Source organism: Mycobacterium sp. NGS62 (genome assembly GCF_059812285.1).
In genome coordinates, this window is record NZ_JCALCK010000001.1 from 163,659 (window position 1) to 182,428 (window position 18,770).

19 protein-coding genes and 1 pseudogene are annotated in these 18,770 nt (G+C 65.6%); 12 read left to right on the top strand and 8 right to left on the bottom strand.

The features are described 5' to 3' along the window. The first annotated feature begins 3 nt into the window (after window positions 1-3). Window positions 4-762, top strand: coding sequence for an enoyl-CoA hydratase/isomerase family protein (locus AC5Y49_RS00780; protein ID WP_499883943.1), 759 nt, complete (start codon window positions 4-6; stop codon window positions 760-762). Window position 763: 1 nt separating this feature from the next. Here AC5Y49_RS00780 and AC5Y49_RS00785 read toward each other — a convergent pair whose 3' ends face one another. Continuing rightward, complete coding sequence (locus AC5Y49_RS00785) at window positions 764-949, bottom strand: (2Fe-2S)-binding protein (RefSeq protein ID WP_499883944.1); 186 nt, start codon at window positions 947-949, stop codon at window positions 764-766. A 302-nt stretch (window positions 950-1,251) separates the two neighbouring features. Here AC5Y49_RS00785 and bfr point away from each other — a divergent pair, with 302 nt between their 5' ends. Genes bfr through AC5Y49_RS00820 form a run of 7 tightly spaced genes read left to right on the top strand, consistent with a single transcriptional unit; the run spans window position 1,252 to window position 8,098 of the window. Next, a complete protein-coding gene (gene bfr / locus AC5Y49_RS00790) occupies window positions 1,252-1,734 on the top strand; it encodes a bacterioferritin (RefSeq protein WP_499883945.1) in 483 nt (160 codons plus the stop codon). Window positions 1,735-1,749: 15 nt separating this feature from the next. Next, on the top strand, window positions 1,750-3,810 hold the full coding sequence (locus AC5Y49_RS00795; RefSeq protein ID WP_499883946.1) for an MDR family MFS transporter: 2,061 nt from the start codon (window positions 1,750-1,752) through the stop codon (window positions 3,808-3,810). After that, a complete protein-coding gene (locus AC5Y49_RS00800) occupies window positions 3,807-4,301 on the top strand; it encodes a carboxymuconolactone decarboxylase family protein (RefSeq protein WP_499883947.1) in 495 nt (164 codons plus the stop codon). Before AC5Y49_RS00795 ends, AC5Y49_RS00800 begins: the two co-directional genes overlap by 4 nt. Window positions 4,302-4,309: 8 nt before the next feature. Then, window positions 4,310-5,662: a type I glutamate--ammonia ligase gene (locus AC5Y49_RS00805; protein WP_499884598.1), complete on the top strand. Its 1,353-nt coding sequence runs from the start codon at window positions 4,310-4,312 to the stop codon at window positions 5,660-5,662. Between the two features lie 2 nt (window positions 5,663-5,664). Next, window positions 5,665-6,798: an amidohydrolase family protein gene (locus tag AC5Y49_RS00810; protein WP_499883948.1), complete on the top strand. Its 1,134-nt coding sequence runs from the start codon at window positions 5,665-5,667 to the stop codon at window positions 6,796-6,798. A gap of 29 nt (window positions 6,799-6,827) precedes the next feature. After that, a complete protein-coding gene (locus AC5Y49_RS00815) occupies window positions 6,828-7,661 on the top strand; it encodes a lysophospholipid acyltransferase family protein (RefSeq protein ID WP_499883949.1) in 834 nt (277 codons plus the stop codon). Continuing rightward, on the top strand, window positions 7,661-8,098 hold the full coding sequence (locus tag AC5Y49_RS00820) for an SRPBCC family protein (protein ID WP_499883950.1): 438 nt from the start codon (window positions 7,661-7,663) through the stop codon (window positions 8,096-8,098). The genes AC5Y49_RS00815 and AC5Y49_RS00820 overlap by 1 nt, the downstream gene beginning before the upstream one ends. A 51-nt stretch (window positions 8,099-8,149) precedes the next feature. On the opposite strand, the gene AC5Y49_RS00825 is transcribed toward AC5Y49_RS00820, so the two are convergent. Continuing rightward, complete coding sequence (locus tag AC5Y49_RS00825; protein WP_499883951.1) at window positions 8,150-8,593, bottom strand: nuclear transport factor 2 family protein; 444 nt, start codon at window positions 8,591-8,593, stop codon at window positions 8,150-8,152. Further along, a complete protein-coding gene (locus AC5Y49_RS00830) occupies window positions 8,583-10,364 on the bottom strand; it encodes an N-acyl-D-amino-acid deacylase family protein (protein WP_499883952.1) in 1,782 nt (593 codons plus the stop codon). The genes AC5Y49_RS00825 and AC5Y49_RS00830 overlap by 11 nt, the downstream gene beginning before the upstream one ends. 303 nt (window positions 10,365-10,667) lie before the next feature. Between AC5Y49_RS00830 and AC5Y49_RS00835 the strand changes: the two genes are divergently transcribed. Both AC5Y49_RS00835 and AC5Y49_RS00840 read left to right on the top strand, forming a co-directional pair. Continuing rightward, window positions 10,668-12,431 carry a CocE/NonD family hydrolase gene (locus AC5Y49_RS00835; protein ID WP_499884599.1) on the top strand — a complete coding sequence of 588 codons (1,764 nt, stop codon included), beginning with the start codon at window positions 10,668-10,670 and terminating at the stop codon, window positions 12,429-12,431. 11 nt (window positions 12,432-12,442) lie between these two features. Further along, window positions 12,443-13,315, top strand: a complete 873-nt coding sequence (locus AC5Y49_RS00840) for an acyl-CoA thioesterase (protein ID WP_499883953.1) — start codon at window positions 12,443-12,445, stop codon at window positions 13,313-13,315. Window positions 13,316-13,321: 6 nt separating this feature from the next. Here AC5Y49_RS00840 and AC5Y49_RS00845 read toward each other — a convergent pair whose 3' ends face one another. From AC5Y49_RS00845 to AC5Y49_RS00860, 4 genes and pseudogenes are all read right to left on the bottom strand, one after another. Then, a complete protein-coding gene (locus AC5Y49_RS00845; RefSeq protein ID WP_499883954.1) occupies window positions 13,322-14,638 on the bottom strand; it encodes a cytochrome P450 in 1,317 nt (438 codons plus the stop codon). Next, complete coding sequence (locus AC5Y49_RS00850) at window positions 14,635-15,468, bottom strand: SDR family oxidoreductase (RefSeq protein ID WP_499883955.1); 834 nt, start codon at window positions 15,466-15,468, stop codon at window positions 14,635-14,637. The genes AC5Y49_RS00845 and AC5Y49_RS00850 overlap by 4 nt, the downstream gene beginning before the upstream one ends. Next, a pseudogene (locus AC5Y49_RS00855) lies at window positions 15,465-15,990 on the bottom strand (SRPBCC family protein). Before AC5Y49_RS00855 ends, AC5Y49_RS00850 begins: the two are co-directional and overlap by 4 nt. 16 nt (window positions 15,991-16,006) lie before the next feature. Further along, window positions 16,007-16,435 (bottom strand): DUF6188 family protein, encoded by a 429-nt coding sequence (locus AC5Y49_RS00860; RefSeq protein WP_499884600.1) that lies wholly within the window; start codon window positions 16,433-16,435, stop codon window positions 16,007-16,009. Between the two features lie 234 nt (window positions 16,436-16,669). Here AC5Y49_RS00860 and AC5Y49_RS00865 point away from each other — a divergent pair, with 234 nt between their 5' ends. Together AC5Y49_RS00865 and AC5Y49_RS00870 are read left to right on the top strand one after the other, a co-directional pair. Next, the gene (locus tag AC5Y49_RS00865) at window positions 16,670-17,140 is read left to right on the top strand and encodes a hypothetical protein (RefSeq protein WP_499884601.1); all 471 of its coding nucleotides are present in this window, start codon (window positions 16,670-16,672) and stop codon (window positions 17,138-17,140) included. Continuing rightward, window positions 17,121-17,723, top strand: coding sequence for a lipoprotein LppJ family protein (locus AC5Y49_RS00870; protein ID WP_499883956.1), 603 nt, complete (start codon window positions 17,121-17,123; stop codon window positions 17,721-17,723). Before AC5Y49_RS00865 ends, AC5Y49_RS00870 begins: the two co-directional genes overlap by 20 nt. A 24-nt stretch (window positions 17,724-17,747) precedes the next feature. On the opposite strand, the gene AC5Y49_RS00875 is transcribed toward AC5Y49_RS00870, so the two are convergent. After that, entirely contained in the window at window positions 17,748-18,722 is a 975-nt protein-coding gene (locus AC5Y49_RS00875) for an esterase family protein (protein ID WP_499883957.1), read from the bottom strand. Between the last annotated feature and the right edge of the window lie 48 nt (window positions 18,723-18,770).

Below are 18,770 nucleotides of genomic sequence, written 5' to 3' on the forward strand. Positions count from 1 at the left end.
GCCGTGACATTGCAGATCGACGACGAGAACAAGGTCCGCACGCTGACCTTGAACCGGCCCGAGGCGCTCAACGCCTTCAACGAGGCGCTCTACGACGCCACTGCCGAGGCGCTGTTAGCCGCCGCCGACGACCCGGAAGTCGCGGTGGTTCTGCTGACCGGGGTGGGGCGCGCCTTCAGCGCCGGGACCGATCTGGGGGAGATGCAGGCACGGGTCACCGACCCGGACTTCGTGCCGGGAAAGCACGGCTTCACCGGGCTGATCGACGCGCTGAGCGCGTTCCCCAAACCACTGATCTGCGCGGTCAACGGCGTCGGGGTCGGGATCGGCGCCACCATCCTGGGCTACGCCGACCTGGCGTTCATGTCCTCAACTGCGCGGCTGAAATGCCCGTTCACCAGCCTAGGCGTGGCACCAGAGGCCGCCTCGTCGTATCTGCTGCCGCAGTTGGTCGGCCGGCAGAACGCGGCCTGGCTACTGATGTCCTCGGAATGGGTGGACGCCCAGGAGGCGCTGCGGATGGGCCTGGTCTGGAAAGTGTGCGAGCCGTCAGATCTGCTCGCGGATGCGCGTCGGCACGCGCAAATCCTTGCGTCGCGGCCGATTTCGAGTCTGATGGCGGTCAAGCACACCATCGTCGAACCGGTCCGTCCGGAGATCGCAGCGGCAAGCGCCCGGGAGAACGCTCACTTCGCCGAGCTGATGGGTACCCAGGCCAACGCCGCGGCGCTGGCGGATTTCACCGGTCGCCGAAGCGGCTGAGTTACCGCGCGGCGCTGGTTTCGAACTGCGTGGCGGACTCGATGATCGCCCGTAAGTTGTGTCGGCAACGCCCGCAGTCCGCGCCGGCCCCGCAGGCGGCGGCAACTTCTTTGGAGGTCGACGCGCCGCACGCGACGGCGTCGGCCACGGTTTGGCTGGTGGCCCCGACGCACAGGCACACGTACATCAACCAACCCCCGCCGAACCGACGGAAGGACCGGACTGAACAGGCCTCATGTTAGTGAAGTCTAACCTAACTTGGTTAGTGGAGTCTAACCTAACCTGCAGGCGTGTTGAGCTGCGCTTTTGCCCCCGGAAACGCCGTCGCCGCCGGTGGCCCACCGCGACGCGCCGACGCCGGACGAATCATCGCACCGGCGGCTCCGCGCTGCATTAGATTGAATCCGGCATGACACGTCGGGGGTTACAGCCCAACCCCTGACAGCATCCCGCAGTCCGACACCTGACAGCTTGAAATGAGGAGCGATCATGCAAGGTGATCCCGACGTTTTGCGCCTGCTCAACGAACAATTGACCAGTGAGCTCACCGCGATAAACCAGTACTTTCTGCATTCGAAGATGCAGGAAAACTGGGGCTTTACCGAGCTGGCGGCCCACACCCGCGAAGAGTCGTTCGACGAAATGCGCCATGCGGAAATGGTGACGGATCGCATTCTGCTGCTCGACGGTTTACCGAACTACCAGCGCATCGGGTCGCTGCGGGTCGGCCAGACGCTGCGCGAGCAATTCGAGAGTGACTTGGCAATCGAATTCGATGTGCTGAACCGTCTCAAGCCGGGCATCATCATGTGCCGCGAGCGTCAAGACAGCACCAGCGCGCAAATTCTGGAGAAGATCGTCGCCGACGAAGAAGACCACATCGACTACCTGCAAACGCAGCTGGAGTTGATGGATAAGCTCGGCGAGGCGCTTTACGCCGCGCAGTGCGTCGCCCGCCCGCCCACCACCTGAGGTAAGAAAGCGGGTATGACCGCAGCGACGGCGACGCCGGCCGCGGAAGCGGCGCAGGGCAGCAGTCTGATCAGCCCGCAACGACGCAATCTGATCTTTTTGGCGATCGTGCTCGGGATGCTGCTGGCAGCGCTCGACCAGACCATCGTGGCGACCGCGCTGCCGACTATCGTCGCCGATCTCGGCGGAGCCGGCCACCAGTCGTGGGTGGTCACCAGCTATCTGCTGGCCTCCACCATCGTCACCGCGCTGGTGGGCAAACTGGGCGACCTGTTCGGCCGCAAAGCGGTGTTCCAAGCCGCCGTGGTGTTTTTCGTCGTCGGCTCGGTGTTGTGCGGCCTGTCGCACACGATGGTGATGCTGGTGCTCTCAAGGGCGCTGCAGGGCATCGGGGGCGGCGGTCTGACCGTCACCGCCACCGCGCTCATCGGTGAAGTCATCCCGCTGCGCGAACGCGGCCGCTACCAGGGCGCACTGGGGGCGGTATTCGGTGTCACCACCGTCGTCGGACCGTTGCTCGGCGGCTATTTCACCGACCACCTGACCTGGCGATGGGCATTTTGGATCAACGTGCCGGTATCGGTGGTGGTGTTCTTCGTGGCAGCCGCAACCATCCCCGCGCTGGTCGAACGCGCCAAACCCGTTATCGACTACATCGGCATCGTTTTCGTCGGTCTCGGCGCCGCGGGGTTGACGCTGGCCACCAGTTGGGGCGGCACCACTTACCCGTGGGGGTCCGCGACGATCATCGGCCTGTTCGTTGGCTCCGCGGTCGCGCTGGGCGTTTTCGTGTGGGTGGAAAGCCGGACCGCCGCGCCGATCCTGCCGGCCCGGCTCTTCGCCAGTCCGGTCTTCACGGTGTGCTGCATCCTGTCGTTCGTCGTCGGGTTCGCGATGCTGGGCGCGCTGACCTTCCTTCCTACTTATATGCAGTTCGTGAACGGCGTCTCCGCGACGGAATCGGGGCTTCGTACGCTGCCGATGGTGGTAGGCATGTTGACCACGTCGATGACCAGCGGCATCCTGGTCGGCCGCACCGGGCGGTACAAGGTGTTTCCGATCGCCGGCACGGCGGTGATGGCGGTGGCATTCGTGTTGCTGTCCCGGATGGGCCCGTCGACATCGACTCTGCTGCAGTCGCTTTACCTGGTCATCCTGGGAGCCGGTATCGGATTGTGTATGCAGGTGCTGACGCTCATCGTGCAGAACACCTCGAGTTTCGACGACCTCGGCGTCGCCACCTCGGGTGTGACATTCTTCCGCACGATCGGCAGTTCGTTCGGCGCTGCCATCTTCGGCTCGCTGTTCATGAACTTCCTGGACAGCCGGTTAGGCCCGGCGCTGGCGGCGAGCGGGGCACCCGCTGTGGCGGCCAGTTCCCCGGAGGTTCTGCATCGTCTGCCGCCTGAGGTCGCTGCGCCGATCGTGGCGGCCTATTCCGATTCACTGTCCATGGTCTTTTTGTGGGCGGCGCCGGTCGCGGTGGTGGGGTTTGTGCTGGCGCTTTTCCTACGTGAGATTCCGTTGCGGGACATCGGAAATAACGCCGCCGACCTCGGCGACGGCTTTGCGATGCCGACCGCGCAGTCACCCGACGAGCTACTGGAGGCAGCCATCGGGCGCATGCTGCAGGGCGCTCCCGGAATGCGACTGCGCAGCATCGCCATGCGGCCCGATTGCCCGCTGGATGCGGCCGGGCTGTGGGCCGTGCTGCGGATCCACCGCTACACGCGACTGTTCGGGTCGGCACGGTTGACCGATATCGGCGACGACGTGGGGGTGCCATACGAAGTCCTCGAACCCGTCTTCGACGGTGTGGTCCGCGCCGGCTACGCGGCGCGCAACATCGACCGCTTGTGGCTGACCGCGTCTGGTGTCCGGCAGGTCGACTTCGTGTCCAATCTGATCCGCGACTGGATCATCGACAAACTGACCCGGGCTCCCGGGTTCCAGGGCCGACCCGACCGGGCCCAGGTCGAGGCGGCCCTCGACCGGATCACCCACTGGGTTGTCGCTCAACGTGATTGGCACGAAGGTCGGGGGCAGCCCGCTATTGGCGCTAGGATCTCGCCATGAGCCGAATCGGAGAATTCGCTGACGACGACCTGGCCGGCTGGTTCGTGAAATCCCCCGAACTCGGCGGCGCCATCGGCGCGTTCAGCGACGCTGTCTACAACCGCAATCGCCTGCCCATGCGCACCCGCGAGCTCGCGCGCGTCGTGATCGCCCATGACAACGAATGCGCGGTGTGCCTCAACACCCGCGACGGCGACGGGCCGACCGCCGGTGTGGACGAAGAGCTCTACGACCACGCGCTGGAGTGGCGCACCTGGCCGGGCTACAGCGAACAGGAGCGACTGGCGGCCGAATTCGCGCACCGATTCGCCACCGAGCACACCGTGCTGCGCGACGACGAAGACTTCTGGGCCCGCGCCAGCGAGCACTTCTCCGAGGAGCTGCTGGCCGACCTGGCGCTGTCGTGCGCGCTGTGGGTCGGTATGGGACGGGTGCTGCGCACCTTGGACATCGGCCAGACTTGCAAGTTCACCTTGCCCAGTCGGGCTTGACCCAAGACGTGCCCACCACCCCGCTTGCCGCCGCGGCGATCGCCCAATTGGAGGCCAAAGGGGTGGACGTCGTGATCGGCACCGCCGTCAACCCGGCCGGGCTGATGCAGGCCAAGGCGGTGCCGATCCGGCGGTCCAACGCCTTCGCCGACCCTGGCTTGGGCGCCAGCCTGGTCTGGCATGCATTCGCTATCGACCACAGCGGCATCGCATTCAGCGAAAACATCGGGGTGGTCGGTGATCACCGCGTCAGAATCGACCTCTCCGCCTTACGCGTCATCGGCGACGGGTTGGCGTGGGCACCCGCGGGGTTTTTCGAGCAGGACGGCACACCGTTTCCCGGGTGCAGCCGCGGCACGCTGGGCCGGGTCGAGGCCGCGCTTGCCGAGGCCGGTATCGAGGCGGCCGTGGGCCATGAAATCGAATTCGTTCTGGTCACGCCCGACGGCAACCGGCTGCCGTCGACGCTGTGGGCACAGTACGGGCTTGCCGGTGTGCTCGAGTTCGAGGCATTCGTTCACGACGTCATCGCGACCGCGACGACGGCCGGTGTCGGAATCGAGCAGTTTCACCCCGAGTACGGGGTGAACCAGTTCGAGATTTCGCTGGCTCCGCAATCGCCGGTGGAAGCGGCCGACCAACTGGCGCTGTGCCGCATCATCATTGGCCGGGTGGCGCGCCGACACGGACTTCGGGTCAGCCTGTCGCCGGCACCATTCGCCGACAGCGTGGGATCTGGTGCCCACCAACATTTCTCGTTAACCAACTCCGACGGGCCGCTGTTCTCCGACGGTTCTGCTGCCCACGGCATGACGCCGACGGGCGAAAACGCGTTGGCAGGCCTGCTTCGTGGCCTACCGGATGCCCAGGCCATCCTGTGCGGATCGATCGTGTCCGGGCTGCGGATGCGGCCAGGGAACTGGGCCGGCGCGTACGCGTGCTGGGGCGCCGAGAACCGGGAAGCGGCTGTTCGATTCATCAGCGGCGGCCCGGCCAACCCGTCCGGCGGCAACGTGGAGGTGAAGGTCGTCGACCCGTCGGCCAACCCGTACTTTGCCTCGGCCGCGATCCTCGGGTTGGCACTGAACGGAATCAGAAAAAAGGCTGCACTGCCGGCGGAAACGACCGTGGACCCGGCGACGCTGTCCGAGGCGTACCGCGACCACGCGGGTATCGTTCGGCTGCCCGAATCACAGACGGAAGCGATTGCAGCACTTGATAGTTCATCTCGCTTACGGAAAATTCTCGGCGATCTGGCCGTGGACCTGATTGTTGCGGTGCGCCGCTTGGAGGACCAACGCTACGCCGACCTGGGTCCCGAAGAGCTGACGGCCAAGTTCCGCATGGCCTGGAGCGTCTGACAATGCCAGCTGCCGGCGACTCTGCGCTGGCACGTCATATCGCCGAGGTGCCGTTGATCGATCAGCATGTCCATGGCTGCTGGCTGGCGGCAGGGGACCGGCGGCGATTTGAGAACGGTCTCAACGAGGCCAACACCGAACCGCTTGCCGAGTTCGATTCGGGATTCGACTCGCAACTCGGATTTGCTGTCCGCGCCCACTGCGCGCCGCTTCTTGGCTTGGCCAAACATGCTGAGGCAGAAGACTATTGGCGGCGCCGCAGCCGCTTCGGCGAACTCGACCTGGCCCGGCTTTTCCTACCCGCCGCCGGGGTCACCCACTGGCTGGTAGACACCGGGTTGGATCGGGGAGTAGCCGGCGTCGAGGAACTCGCCGAGCTGTCCGCGGGTCGCGCACGTGAGGTGGTTCGCCTCGAGCAGGTAGCCGAGCAGGCAGCGCAGGCACCGGGTGACTATGCGACGGCATTCGAGGAGATTCTGCTTCGACGCGCAGCGAACGCCGTCGGCACCAAGTCCGTGCTGGCTTACCGCGGCGGATTCGACGGGGACCTGACTGAGCCGACGGCGGCACAGGTCGCCGAGGCCGCCGCCCGGTGGCGGGACAGCGGCGGTGTTCGGCTGTCTGACCGGGTGCTGCTGCGCTTCGGGCTGCACCAGGCGCTGCGGCTGGGTAAGCCGTTGCAGTTCCACGTCGGCCTCGGCGACCGCGACTGTGATCTGCACAAAGCCAATCCGCTGTATCTGCTCGACTTCCTCCGCCAGTCCGGTGACACACCGGTCGTGCTGCTGCACTGCTATCCCTACGAGCGAGAAGCCGGCTATCTCGCACAGGCCTTCAACAACGTGTACCTCGACGGCGGGCTGAGCATCAATCATCTGGGTGCCCGGGGCCCGGCGTTCATCGCCCGGCTGCTGGAGTTGGCGCCATTCCGCAAGATCGTCTATTCCTCGGATGCCTTCGGGCCGGCAGAGCTGCATTTTCTCGGCGCGATGCTGTGGCGCAACGGTATTCATCGGGTACTCAGCCGTTTTGTATCCGACGACGACTGGAGCGAGTCCGATGCCACCCGGGTGGTCGATGTGATCGCACACGCCAACGCCGCCCGCATCTACCAGCTTGATCCTGTCGAGGTATAAGAATCCGCGACCCGGGGTATAAACCCGAGGTGGCCGGCCTAGGCGAGGTGCTGGAGTGGGCCCGCACGCAAGTGGCGTCGCGGGTGCCCAAGGCCGACCTCGACCAGCGCGACCCTGATTACATCCGCGACCAGCTGCCCGGGACGTGGCTGCTGGCATCGCTGTACTTTCGCGCCGACGTGCGGGGCCTGGATCGGATTCCCGCGGAGGGACCGGTGCTGCTGGTCGGCAATCACAGCGGCGGCAACGTGCCACCCGACACGTTCGTGTTCACCCTGGCGTTTTGCTCCTACTTCGGCGTCGAGCGGCCGTTTTACCAGCTGGCGCACAACCTCGTCGTTTCCGCGCCCCCGTTGGGTTGGCTGCGCAAGTTCGGCACCGTCGCCGCCAATCACGAAAACGCGCGACTGGCCTTGGAAACTGGCGCGGCGCTGTTGGTCTATCCCGGTGGCGACTACGAGGTCTTCCGACCGTCGTGGGAGCGGCACAGCGTCGATTTCGGCGGCCGGATGGGCTATGTGCGGCTGGCCCGCGAAGCCGGTGTGCCGATCGTGCCCGTCGCCAGTGTCGGCGGCCAGGAAACCGCGTTGTTCCTCAACCGCGGCCAATGGCTGGCCAAGCTGCTGATGGCGGATAAGTTGCTGCGGCTCAAGAGCATTCCGATATCGCTGGCGCTGCCGTGGGGGCTGAATATCAGCGATCTCGCCGGACACCTTCCGCTGCCGGCAAAGATCACGATCGAGGTGCAAGAGCCCATCGACGTCGACGGCGATGACCAGGCAGTGCACGACAAGGTAATGGCCAGTTTGCAGGGCGGCGTGGACCGACTGGCCGCCGAGCGTCGATTCCCGGTGATCGGCTGATGCGCGTCGAACGCCGGTGCGTGATCGACGCCGACCGCGGCGAGGTGTGGAAGTTCGTCAGCGATCCGGACTGCTACCCGTCGTTCATGACCAGCCTGGAGCGCTGGGAAAACGCGAACGAGCAGCCCGCGGGTATCGGGGCCCGCTATACCGTGCACTGGAAGATCGGCTCGGTGCCCGTTGGTGGGCTGATCGAGGTGGTCGAGTTCGACGAGGCCCGCGACTTGGCTTGGGTCAGCATCACCGGCGGTGTCAACCAGCGCGGCCGGATCCGGCTGCGCGACGCGGGGGAGGGCCGGACGAAGGCGACATTCCGGCTGTCATACCAGGTACCCGGCGGAATCCTGGGCTACATCGCCGATCGCGTCGCCGTACGCCAAGTGGGTCGCACGTTGGCCGAAACCCTGAAACGGCTCAAAGGACTCGTCGAGTCCTAGATCAATGGCGGCGATCCGCTGCGCCCGGCTCCGCCGCGCTTGCGATCGCCGCTAGATCAGCCCCGTCGCATCGAAGATCCACGACGTGTCGGTACCGGCCAGGTCTTCCATCCAGGTGGCGGGAGCCTGGCTGACCATCGAGCCCATGTCCCAATAGTCCTTCCACAGCGTCACTTTGCCATCGTGGACCTGATGCACGCTGACGAACTTGAGCAGGGCCGTCTCGCCGGTGTGCCAGCGCCATGTCTCGGAGTGTTCGTACATCACGTCGGCGCCGTTGGATACCAGCACACCGTCGTGATTTTCGTAGTGCGCCAGCGACTCCAGGCCGACCTTGAGACGCTTGACGATGTCGTCGGGACCGCGCGCGGCGGCTGTCGGCCCCACCGGCATGTCGACATAGATGCAGTCTGCCGACAGAAACGTCTTGACCGATTCCCAGTCCCGCTGCGACAGCGCCTGCCACAGCTTCAGTACTGCCTCGTCAACCGACATGGGCCAGTTCACCTTTCACGGGCGAAGTAACGGTCTTCGCGCGCAGGAAGCGGCCGGTGCGCTGCACGCCGAGCACCTCGGTCGGCGCCCCGTCGAGGAATACCGCGCGCCCGCCGACGAAGACGGCGTTCACCGTGTCGTCGTTGCGGTTGACCATCCGCGACATCTGGCCGAACTGGTCGACGTCGGCCTCGGCGTACTCGTCGAGCGACGCGTCGAGGTGCTCGGGATCCACCACGACCAGATCGGCGCGGTCACCCTCGCGAAGGTGACCGGCATCGAGTTGGAACCAGTCGGCGAGTTCCCCGGTGAGGCGGTGCACTGCATGCTCGATCGTGGTGAATGGCCGGCCCGCCTTCTCGGCGTCGTGGACATGACGCAACAGGCGAAGCCCGGAGTTGTAGAACGCCATATTGCGCAGGTGCGCGCCGGCATCGGAAAAGCCCATCTGCACACCGGGTTCGGCGGCCAGCTTTTTCAGCACCTCGGGCCGATGGTTGGAGATCGTGGTCCGCCAGCGCAGCGCGGTGCCGTGTTCGAGCACCAGGTCCAGGAATGCGTCGACGGGATGCAGCCCGCCGCGCTCGAGACCGACTTGCCCGAACGACTTGCCGACCACCGCGGCATCCGGGCATCCGACAATCTCGGCATCGAAGAAGTCGCGCTGCCATACCCGCACGGCGAACTTGCTCTCGTAGTCCTTGCGGAACCGGCGGCGGTAGCTTTCGTCGCGCATCAACGCGTTGCGCTCGAGCTCGTCGCGAAGATGCAAAGCCGCTGCGCCGGCGCCGAATTCCTCGAAGACCACCAGGTCGATGCCGTCTGCGTACACCTCGAACGGAACCGGCAGATGTTGCCAGCGGAAATCGGCCCCGAACCGGTTGGCCAGCCGCGCCAGCGGGCCCAGGACATGGATCGCGAACGGGTTGGCTTTGACGTCGGCGGCGGAGAGCAGACTGGTCTTGAGCGGTTTGCGGAACAGGCCCAGTGACTGAGCCACCTGTGAGCCGAGATTGAGCGGGTTGGTGATATCGGGCCCGGACTGAAAGACTCGGCCGCTGCGGCGCAGCAACGACTTCAGCCGGCGCAGCTCCCGCGGCTTGGCGTAGGTCGACGGCAAGGTGCGGGAGCGACACGTGTCGCCATCGAGTTTGTCGAACAGCAGTTGCTGTGACGACATCCCGACAAAACCGGCCGCCAACGCCTCGGTCAGCATCTGCTCCATGCGCGCCAGCTGAGCCTTGTTGGGCCGCACGGACTTACGGGTAGCGCTGTCGAGACCCATTGTGGCCGTGCGCATATCGGAGTGCCCGATGAATGCGGCCACATTGGGGCCCAGCGGCCGCGCCTCGAGTGCGGACACATACTCTTCGCAACTGCGCCACGTCTTGTGCTTGTCGACAGCGGCGATCACATGCTCACGTGGGATAGCCTCCACGCGGCCGAACAGGTCGCCGGCATTCACCCCGTCGACGTGGATGGTCGACAGTGAGCAGGAGCCGACGAACACCGTCGTGACCCCGTGACGAAGCGATTCGGCCAGCGAAGGTCCATCGAGCACCTCCACGTCGTAGTGGGTGTGAATGTCGAGCAGACCCGGCAGCACCCATTTACCGGTCGCGTCGACCACCTGCGGACAACCCGTGGAATCGAGGTCTGCTGCGGTGACAGCGCTGACGCGCCCGTCGCGGATACCGATGTTCCTGATCGCCGACGGACCGCCGGTGCCGTCGAACCAGCGTCCATTCCGGATGATTGCGTCATAGGTCACAGCGGTGAATATAACGGCGTTGTTGGACAGGTGTCCAGCATGGCGGACGCCCAGCAACGGCGCCGCAAACCCATTGCCTAGAGTCTGAGCAGTCGACGATGCGGGAGGGCAGTGATGGCCAGAAGGGCGGGACTGCGGGTGGCACGCCGCGCCGGGTTGGCGTTGGCGGCCGTCGGGGTGACAGCGGCGGCGGGCCGGGCGGTGGCGGCACGTGCCCGCGACGTCAGCCCGTCGCCGTACTCGACCTGGGAACCAGGGCCCGCCCGTTACAAGGTCGGGGTTCGCCACAACGTCGAGGTTCCGATGAGCGACGGCGTGGTGCTGCGGGCTGACATTCATTACCCCGTCGAACCGGAGACCGGACAACCCGCGGCCGGGCCGTTCCCCGTGCTGGTGTCGGTGACGCCGTACGGCAAAAAGGCGCCGCCGCCGGCCGCCCAGATCGGCGGTGGCGCAACGCCCTACCTGATCAAGCGCGGCTACATCGAGGTGATGGTCGATGTTCGCGGCACCGGGGCCTCGGGCGGCTCCTTCGAGATGCTCGGCGTCGAACAGACCCAGGACGGGGTAGATCTGGTCAACTGGGCGGCGACACTGCCGAATGCCAACGGTCGCGTCGGCATGTTCGGTATCTCCTACCTGGCGATCAACCAGCTCTTCACCGCCGCCGCCGTCGGTCCGGATTCGCCGCTGAAGGCAATCTTTCCGGTGATGGCGGCCCACGACTTTTACCGCGATGCAGCGGCGATGGGCGGGGTGCCGCACCTGCGGACCATCCGGGCGTACGGAGCGATCTACTCGCTGCTCAACGTCGTCAATCCGACGCTGGAGCTGCTCGCTCGCGGTGGGCATCCGCGGCCGCGCGCGGGAGGGCTGACCGCCGTACGACAGCGTGGACGTGACCAGCGACGCTATTTCGGGCCGCTCGTCGCCGATGCCATGAGCGGCGGTGAAGTGGCCTACGACGAACCGTTCTGGGACACGCTGCGCCCGGGCGACGTCCTTGCGGACATCGCCGCCAACGGTGTGGCGGTCTTCCTGGTCGGCGGCTGGCACGACGCGTTCCAGCGGGGGGAGCCGCTCAACTACGCCGGACTGCAGAACGCCTTCGCCGGGCGACCCAACGGCGCGCCGATGGAACCGGACCAACCGGTGTCCGACCGGTTCCAGCTGATGATGGGTCCCTGGTATCACGTGTCGAACTTCGGCGGACTGCATCTGGGTGCCCTGCAGTTGCGCTGGTTCGACCACTGGCTCAAGGATGACCACACCGCCGCGGTATCCGGATCGCCGTTCACCTTCCAGGCCGTCGGAAGCTCGCAGTGGTTCCACGCACGCGACTATCCCGTTGCCGAGGCGGAACCCACCTGCTTCTACCTGTCGCCGGACGGAAACCTGACCCGCGACGCAGGCCAGGATGAATGCACGGTCACCCTCAATTACAAGCCGCGGGGGCCGGTGGCCGGTCGGAGCATGGAGCAGTGGAGCCTGGGCATGAACAGCTTCATGGCCACCCAGCGGGGCGCGCGGATCCGCTACGACCTGGATAACCGGCGGCTGCAGCGCGGAGCACTGACCTACACCACCGAGCCGTTCACCGCGGCCACGCTGGTCGTCGGACCGATCAGCCTCACCGTGCACGCGACAGCCAACACCACCGAGACGGTATGGGTTGCCCACCTCGACGACGTTGCACCCGACGGCGCCAGCCGGCCACTCTCGCAGGGTGCGTTGCTCGGCTCGCATCGCGCGCTCGATCCGGATCGCACGTGGTATCTACCCGATGGCACGGTGCTGCGACCACACCACGTCAGCACCCGCTCGGCCAGCCGGCCCGTCGCCCCGGGCGAAGTGACCCGCTATGACATCGAGATCTTTCCCACCGCCGCACTGATCGCCCCCGACCACCAACTGCGCCTCACCCTGACCACTTATGACTTTCCGAACCTGGTTCCCACCAAGCCTGCGCGAAAAGCGTTGGCCGGCGGCAGCTACCAGGTGCACCAGGGCGGCCCCACCCCGTCGCACATCCTGATCCCGCTGGCTGATCCAGACACGCTGACGTGACCATGCCGCCGATGTCGACCCTGACACTGAGCCAGGTACTCGACACGCTCGAGCTCGAGCAGGTCAGCGACGGCTCCTTCGTCGGAACCCAGCTCGAAGAAATCGGCGATCACATCGTCGGCGGCCACATTGCCGCGCAGGCGCTGATGGCGGCCAGCCGAACCGTGTCCGGCCGCGCCCCGCACAGCATGCACGTGTATTTCCTGCGGCGCGGCGACGCCAGGCACCCGGTGGATTTCGAGGTGACCGCACTACATGACGGCGGCACCTTCTCCGCCCGCCGGGTCACTGCGCGGCAATTCGGCGCAGTGCTGCTGGAGGGCACCGCGTCGTTCAGCGTGCCCGTCGACAACGAGGTGTACCAACAGCAGCACCCGGATGTGCCCGGCCCCGAATCCCTTGCGCCGCTAGATGTTCAGCTCAGCGCTTACGCCGACGAGTTCGACGGCTGGTGGGTCCGGCCGCAGCCCGTCGAGCTGCGCTACGTGGACGCCCCGGCCAGACTCGCACTCGACCTCACCGGTACGCCGTCGGCGAGGACGCGAATCTGGTGGCGTCCCAATGGTATTCCACCCGCCGATCCATTGCTGGCAACCTGCCTGGTGGTCTATGTCTCGGGCCGGACGCTACTCGAACCGGCCATGATCGCCCGGCGCACGACACCGCTGGGACCCGGAATCTCGGCGTTGATCGATCACGCAGTGTGGTTTCACCAGGCGCCGGACCTGTCGGATTGGCTGCTCTACGACCAGCAATCGCCTAACGGTATCGGCGGCCGGGCGCTGGCCAGCGGCGCCATGTTCAACCGCGGCGGGCACCTGGTCTGCACCACGACTCTGGAAGGGTACTTCGGCCGCCGGGCGCCCGGCGCCGCCGAACGATAGCGGGGTTCAGCGGGCGGCCATCGACCGCGACGGTCCCAGCGCCACCGGCAGCTGCGACCACCCGCGCAGCACCCGGGTGTCACGGCGGCTGCCCGCACCCGCCGACCGCGCCTCGGGGAAGCGGTCGAAGAAGGTCCGCAACCCCACCTCCCCTTCAGCACGGGCCAACGCCGCGCCCAGACAAAAGTGCCGGCCGCCGGAGAACGCCAAATGTCGGCCGGCGTTGCCACGTTGGATGTCGAAGCGGTTCGGGTCGGCGAACACCTCAGGGTCGCGGTTGGCGGCGCCCAGATAAATCACCACCATCTCGTCGCGCTTGACGGGCCGGCCCGCTACTTCGGTGTCGCGCAGCGCCACCCGTACGGTGAGCTGAACCGGCGAATCCAGCCGCAAGATCTCCTCGACAGCGTTGGGCCATAACTGCGGTTGCGCGCTGAGCGTGCGCAGATGCTCGGGTGTGTCCAGCAGCATCCGGATCCCGTTGCCCAACAGGTTCACTGTGGTTTCGAAGCCGGCCGCCAACACCAGCCCGGCAAGAGCCTGTAGCTCTGTCTCATCCAAACACTCGTCGGGCGAGCCGTTTTCGGATGCCACGATCAATTGGCTGAGCAAGTCGTCACCGGGCGCGCGTCGCAACTGGCGCAGATGCTCACCGAGCCAGAGGTTGAATCCCGCGATGCCGTGCTGCACGCGCCGGTACTGCCGCCACGACACCCCGACGTCCAAACTGGGTGCGGCCAGCTCGCCGAACTCCAGGACATTGCCGCGATCCCGGTCAGGCACGCCCAGGATGTCGCTGATGATGGCCACCGGAAGCTGCGCGCAGTACTTGTCGACGATGTCGACGACACCCGGCTGTTCGGCAAGGCGATCCAACAATGCCGTCGCCGTCTGCTCGACCCGGTCCCGCAACGCCGCTACTGCTTTGGGCGTGAACACCGACGACACTGTCTTGCGGTAGCGGGTGTGCTCCGGCGGTTCGACCGCCAGTAGCGAGGGTGGCCTTAACGGATGGAGGAGGTCGTCGCGGACGCGACTCTCCAGCCACCGCACCGGCGCGGGCAGGTTCCCGCCGAGGCAGACCACGCGGAAGTCGTCGGACCGCAGCAGTTCGTGGGCAACTGCATGGCCGACGGCGAGATAACCGAGGCGGCAGCGCACCAGCGGTCCCTGCGGCCGCAATTCGTCGTAGAAGGGCGCCGGGTTCGCTTTGACGGCGGGGTCGGCGACCAGCCGGCCCTGCGGGTCGCCGCGCCGGGCGCCGAGTGATGCGATGCCACGGACGTACCCGTGCAGCGCAAGCCAGTGCAATCGTTGCCTCAACCCAGCTCCTGGTCGGGCAGCAGCGCCGGCAGCGACTTGACGATGCGGTCGCGCACCATCTCTGGACTGATCCCTTTGATCCGGTCGATCATCCGAATGCCCTTGGGCACATACCAGTGCATTCGGGTGGGGTGATGGTAGGCCTGCCAGGCCGCCTCGGCGACGCTGCTGGCCGGCATCAACCGCATCATGCCCCGCTTCGGGGCAGCGGCCCTGATGTCTTCGGCCGTGCGGGTCGAAACGCCGCTCTCGGAGTGCTCGGGTGTGTTGGTGAGGATTGCGGTGTCAATCATGCCCGGCAGCACGTCAGCCACCCGCACGTCGTGGCGCCGCCATTCCACACTCAACGCTTCCGTCAGCCCTTTGATGGCGTGCTTGGTGGCCGAATAAACCGCCAGGCGGGGCATGCCATACGTGCCCGCCGATGACGATGTGGAGAACATCAGGCTGCCCGACGCCTTCTTGAGGTAGGGCAGTGCGCCGTAGGCGCCGGTGAGCACCGCCTTGAAGTTGACGTCCACCACGCGCATCGCGGCCTCGTAGGGGACGTCCTCGAACCAGCCCGACTCACCGATCCCGGCGTTGTTCCACATCATGTCCAGCCCGTCGCGGTCCCCGCAGAAGTCGGCCAGGGCGGCGTCCAGAGCAGGCTTGTCGGTCACGTCGACCGTGCGTGTCCACAACCGCTGGCTGGCGAGTTCTTCGGCCAGTGCGGCAAGGCCGTCGCCATCGCGGTCGACCGCGGCGACCCGCCAGCCGTTGGCGTGGAAAAGCTTGGCGCCCTCGCGGCCCATTCCGCTGCCGGCCCCGGTGATGAAGATCGATTTCATGCCTCGGCTTCCTCTTTGATGCGGTGCAGCGTCTTCGTCATATCGCGAATGTTTCGGCGTTGCCGCAGGAATCCGCCGAATACCCAGTAATACACGCTGGTCAGCGGCGACGAGGCGAGCCGAAACGACTCCGTCACGTCGGTGCCGTCGGCGTTGGGGGCCAACCGATAGTGCCAATTGTTCACCGCTCGATCCCCGATGAGCACGTCGAAGCCGAACTCCCGGCCGGGCTCACAGGCGGTGACCTGACACGTGGTCCAGTAAACCGGGCCGATTTCGTTGCGTTTGACGTGGCCGCGGAACCGCGCGCCCAGCGCGGGCCCGGTGGCACCGTCAAGCCACTCCGCTTCAAATGTCTCCGGGGAGAACCGCCCGGTATTGCGGATATCCGCAATCAGATCCCAGATCTTCTCCGCGGGCGCTGCCATATGTACTGTCGCCGACCCTTGCATGTCGCTGATCCAAGCATGTCCGGCCGTAGACGGTGAGCGGAAGAGGGACATTCCTCGGCGGGCAGGCCACGTGCTATTGGGCGACCCTAGTTTTCGACGCCATTTTCCGGCATGTCATGGCGTACCACTCGTACTTTGCCGTGCGCCAGGCATGCGGCATACCCGTGATATTTGCCGTACAGCTCCCATGCCGTTACTTTCTCGTCCGGCGATACGTCAATCTGATGCCCGTCGGAAAACTCCAGGTGCAAATCTCCGCTGTCACCCCAAGCCACCTCGGTGCACGTCGCCCCGGAGAAATCAAACAACGGCCGCTCTTGCAACGCCGGGTCGTTCGGATCGATGGAAACCACCTCGGCGGGTGCGCTGGCCGTGGCCGGCAGGGTCAGGCGGATCGGTGCCGAGATCACCAGTTCGTTGTCGTCGTCAAAGTTCAACACGAGGCCGTCACGGAACATGATCCGCTGTACCGCACAGCCCTGGATCCAGTGCTCGATCAATTTCTGTTCGGTCATGTATTTACTCTGGCCGCTATAAGTCACGTGCACAAGAGCCGAAAATGAGGAAATGGCGATGAAAGAATCGCGCAGAATGGATTGTTATGCCGCCGTTGGCTATACGGCGACAGCATCACCCGCGCCGCGACCCTTGTATCGCCGCAGCAGACGCGCTAGCGTTTCGACGTCCTCCGCCACGATCAACACGGAGTGATCATCGTCGACTCGGAGATCAGTGAGGCCCTGCACAACATGAATCGGTTCAAGTCTGATGCCGCGCTGGATGATGGTGAGGCACCTGTCATTGTCAGCCTGGTCGAAGCGGCAATGCAGATGTTCACCGCATCGATTGAAGCCCTGCCGGATTCCAGCGATCCGGAGTTCTCCGGACGCGCCACGGTGATACTCGCCGGCTTGCGCAAATTGCAAACCGCGCTGACCGAAGCGGCGTCTCGTGGCCGCGCGACGCCGTCGGTCATCGTGTCGCTCAGCGGGGTCCGGACCCAATACGACGACCTGATGGAAATGGCCGCCGAATCGCCCGGCGCAACATTGGGCCAGCAGCTGTACGTCACCCGGCGACGTGCCAAACTCTCCGCGCAGGAAACCGCCAATGGCGCCGGCCTGCGGGCAGACCTTCTCGACGCCATCGAGGCCGACGAGACCCCGACCGACGACGAGGCCGCCCGGATCAAGGAGCTCATTGCCGCACTCGGCGGCTAGCCAGGGGCTCGACGTGTCCGGTGGCGGCAACAGGCTTCGCTCGCCGGCCGCTCGGGTGCTGCTTGGTGCCACGTTGTCACTCTCGCTGGTGCTGGGCGGCTCATTTCTGGCGATCGACAAACTGCGTTCGTCCGCGGACGACATGCTGGACCATCCCGCTCATCTGAGCACCGACGATCAATCCCAAGCCGAAGTCGTGCAGCAGGCAAAACATCTCGTCGCGATCGCCCGACTACAGCAGCCGACGGCGGGCTATCTTCTGATGTCCTGCAAGGACCGGGAAAGCCCGCCGTATCAAGGCGCGGTATATCTGAACTTCACCGTGCCCGGCGATGCTCGAGCCGACGCGTACTTCGACGAGATCGCGACGGCGATGGTGGCTCGCGGTTGGCAGGAAGGTGTGGCGTCGAACCGCTACCTGTTCGGCAAGACGCTGCACCAAGACGGCGTCACCGCGATCCTGTATCGAGACGACGACGACCCGAACCTCGGAATCGCGCGGCTCTACGGTCAATGCCGGAACATGACCGACCACCGTAACGACACGACGGCGTGGGTCGATGTCACCGACCAGATCCAGTAAGGCCGGCTGCCGATTGCTGCGGTACTAGGCGGCGCCCAGGCTGCTCTGCAGATCGGGCTTCATGGCCTGCAGCTGAGCACCCCAGTACTCCCAGCTGTGAGTGCCGTAGGCCGGGAAGTTGAACACGGCGTTGTGGCCGCCCGCGGCGTTGTAGGCCTCTTCGAACTTCTTGTTGCCGCCGATCATGAAATTGCTCTCGAGGAACGTGGCCGGCAGGTTCGCGCCGCCCAATTCGTTTGGCGTCCCATTGCCGCAGTACACCCAGAGCCGGGTGTTGTTGGCGACGAGTTGCCCGACGTTGACCGTGGGGTCATTGCGCACCCACGCCGGGTCGCTGTCCGGCCCCCACATGTCTTCCTTCTTGTAGCCCCCGGCATCATTCATCGCCAGGCCGATCCAGCTTTGCCCAGTGGACGGGCTCAGGTAGCCGGAAAGCGAACCAGCGTAGACGAACTGGCCAGGGTGGTAGATCGCCAGATTCATTGCCGACGCACCGGCCATGGAGATTCCGACCGCAGCACTGCCGGTCGACTTGACCGACTGGTTGGAGGCCAGATACCCGGGCAGCTCGCTGGTCAGGAAGGTCTCCCACTTGTAGGTCGAGCAGCCGGCCTTGCCGCACGCCGGGCTGTACCAGTCGGTGTAGAAGCTGGACTGCCCACCGACGGGCATGACAACCGACAGACCGGACTGGTAGTACCACTCAAAGGCGGGGGTGTTGATGTCCCAGCCGTTGTAGTCGTCTTGGGCACGCAGGCCATCAAGCAAATAGACCGCCGGGGAGTTGGCTCCGCCGCTCTGGAACTGGACCTTGATGTCACGGCCCATCGCCGCAGACGGCACTTGCAGGTACTCGACCGGCAGACCGGGCCGGGAGAACGCTCCCGCGGTCGCGGCACCACCTGCAAGGCCGACCAGCCCTGGCAGTGCGGCGGCCCCGATGGCGGCGACTGTCAATCGCCGCACCCAGCCGCGCATCCGTTTGCTCACGTCTGTCATACCTGGCCCCTTGTCGTATGCCGTCGTGCGCCCGTGGCAGAACTTACC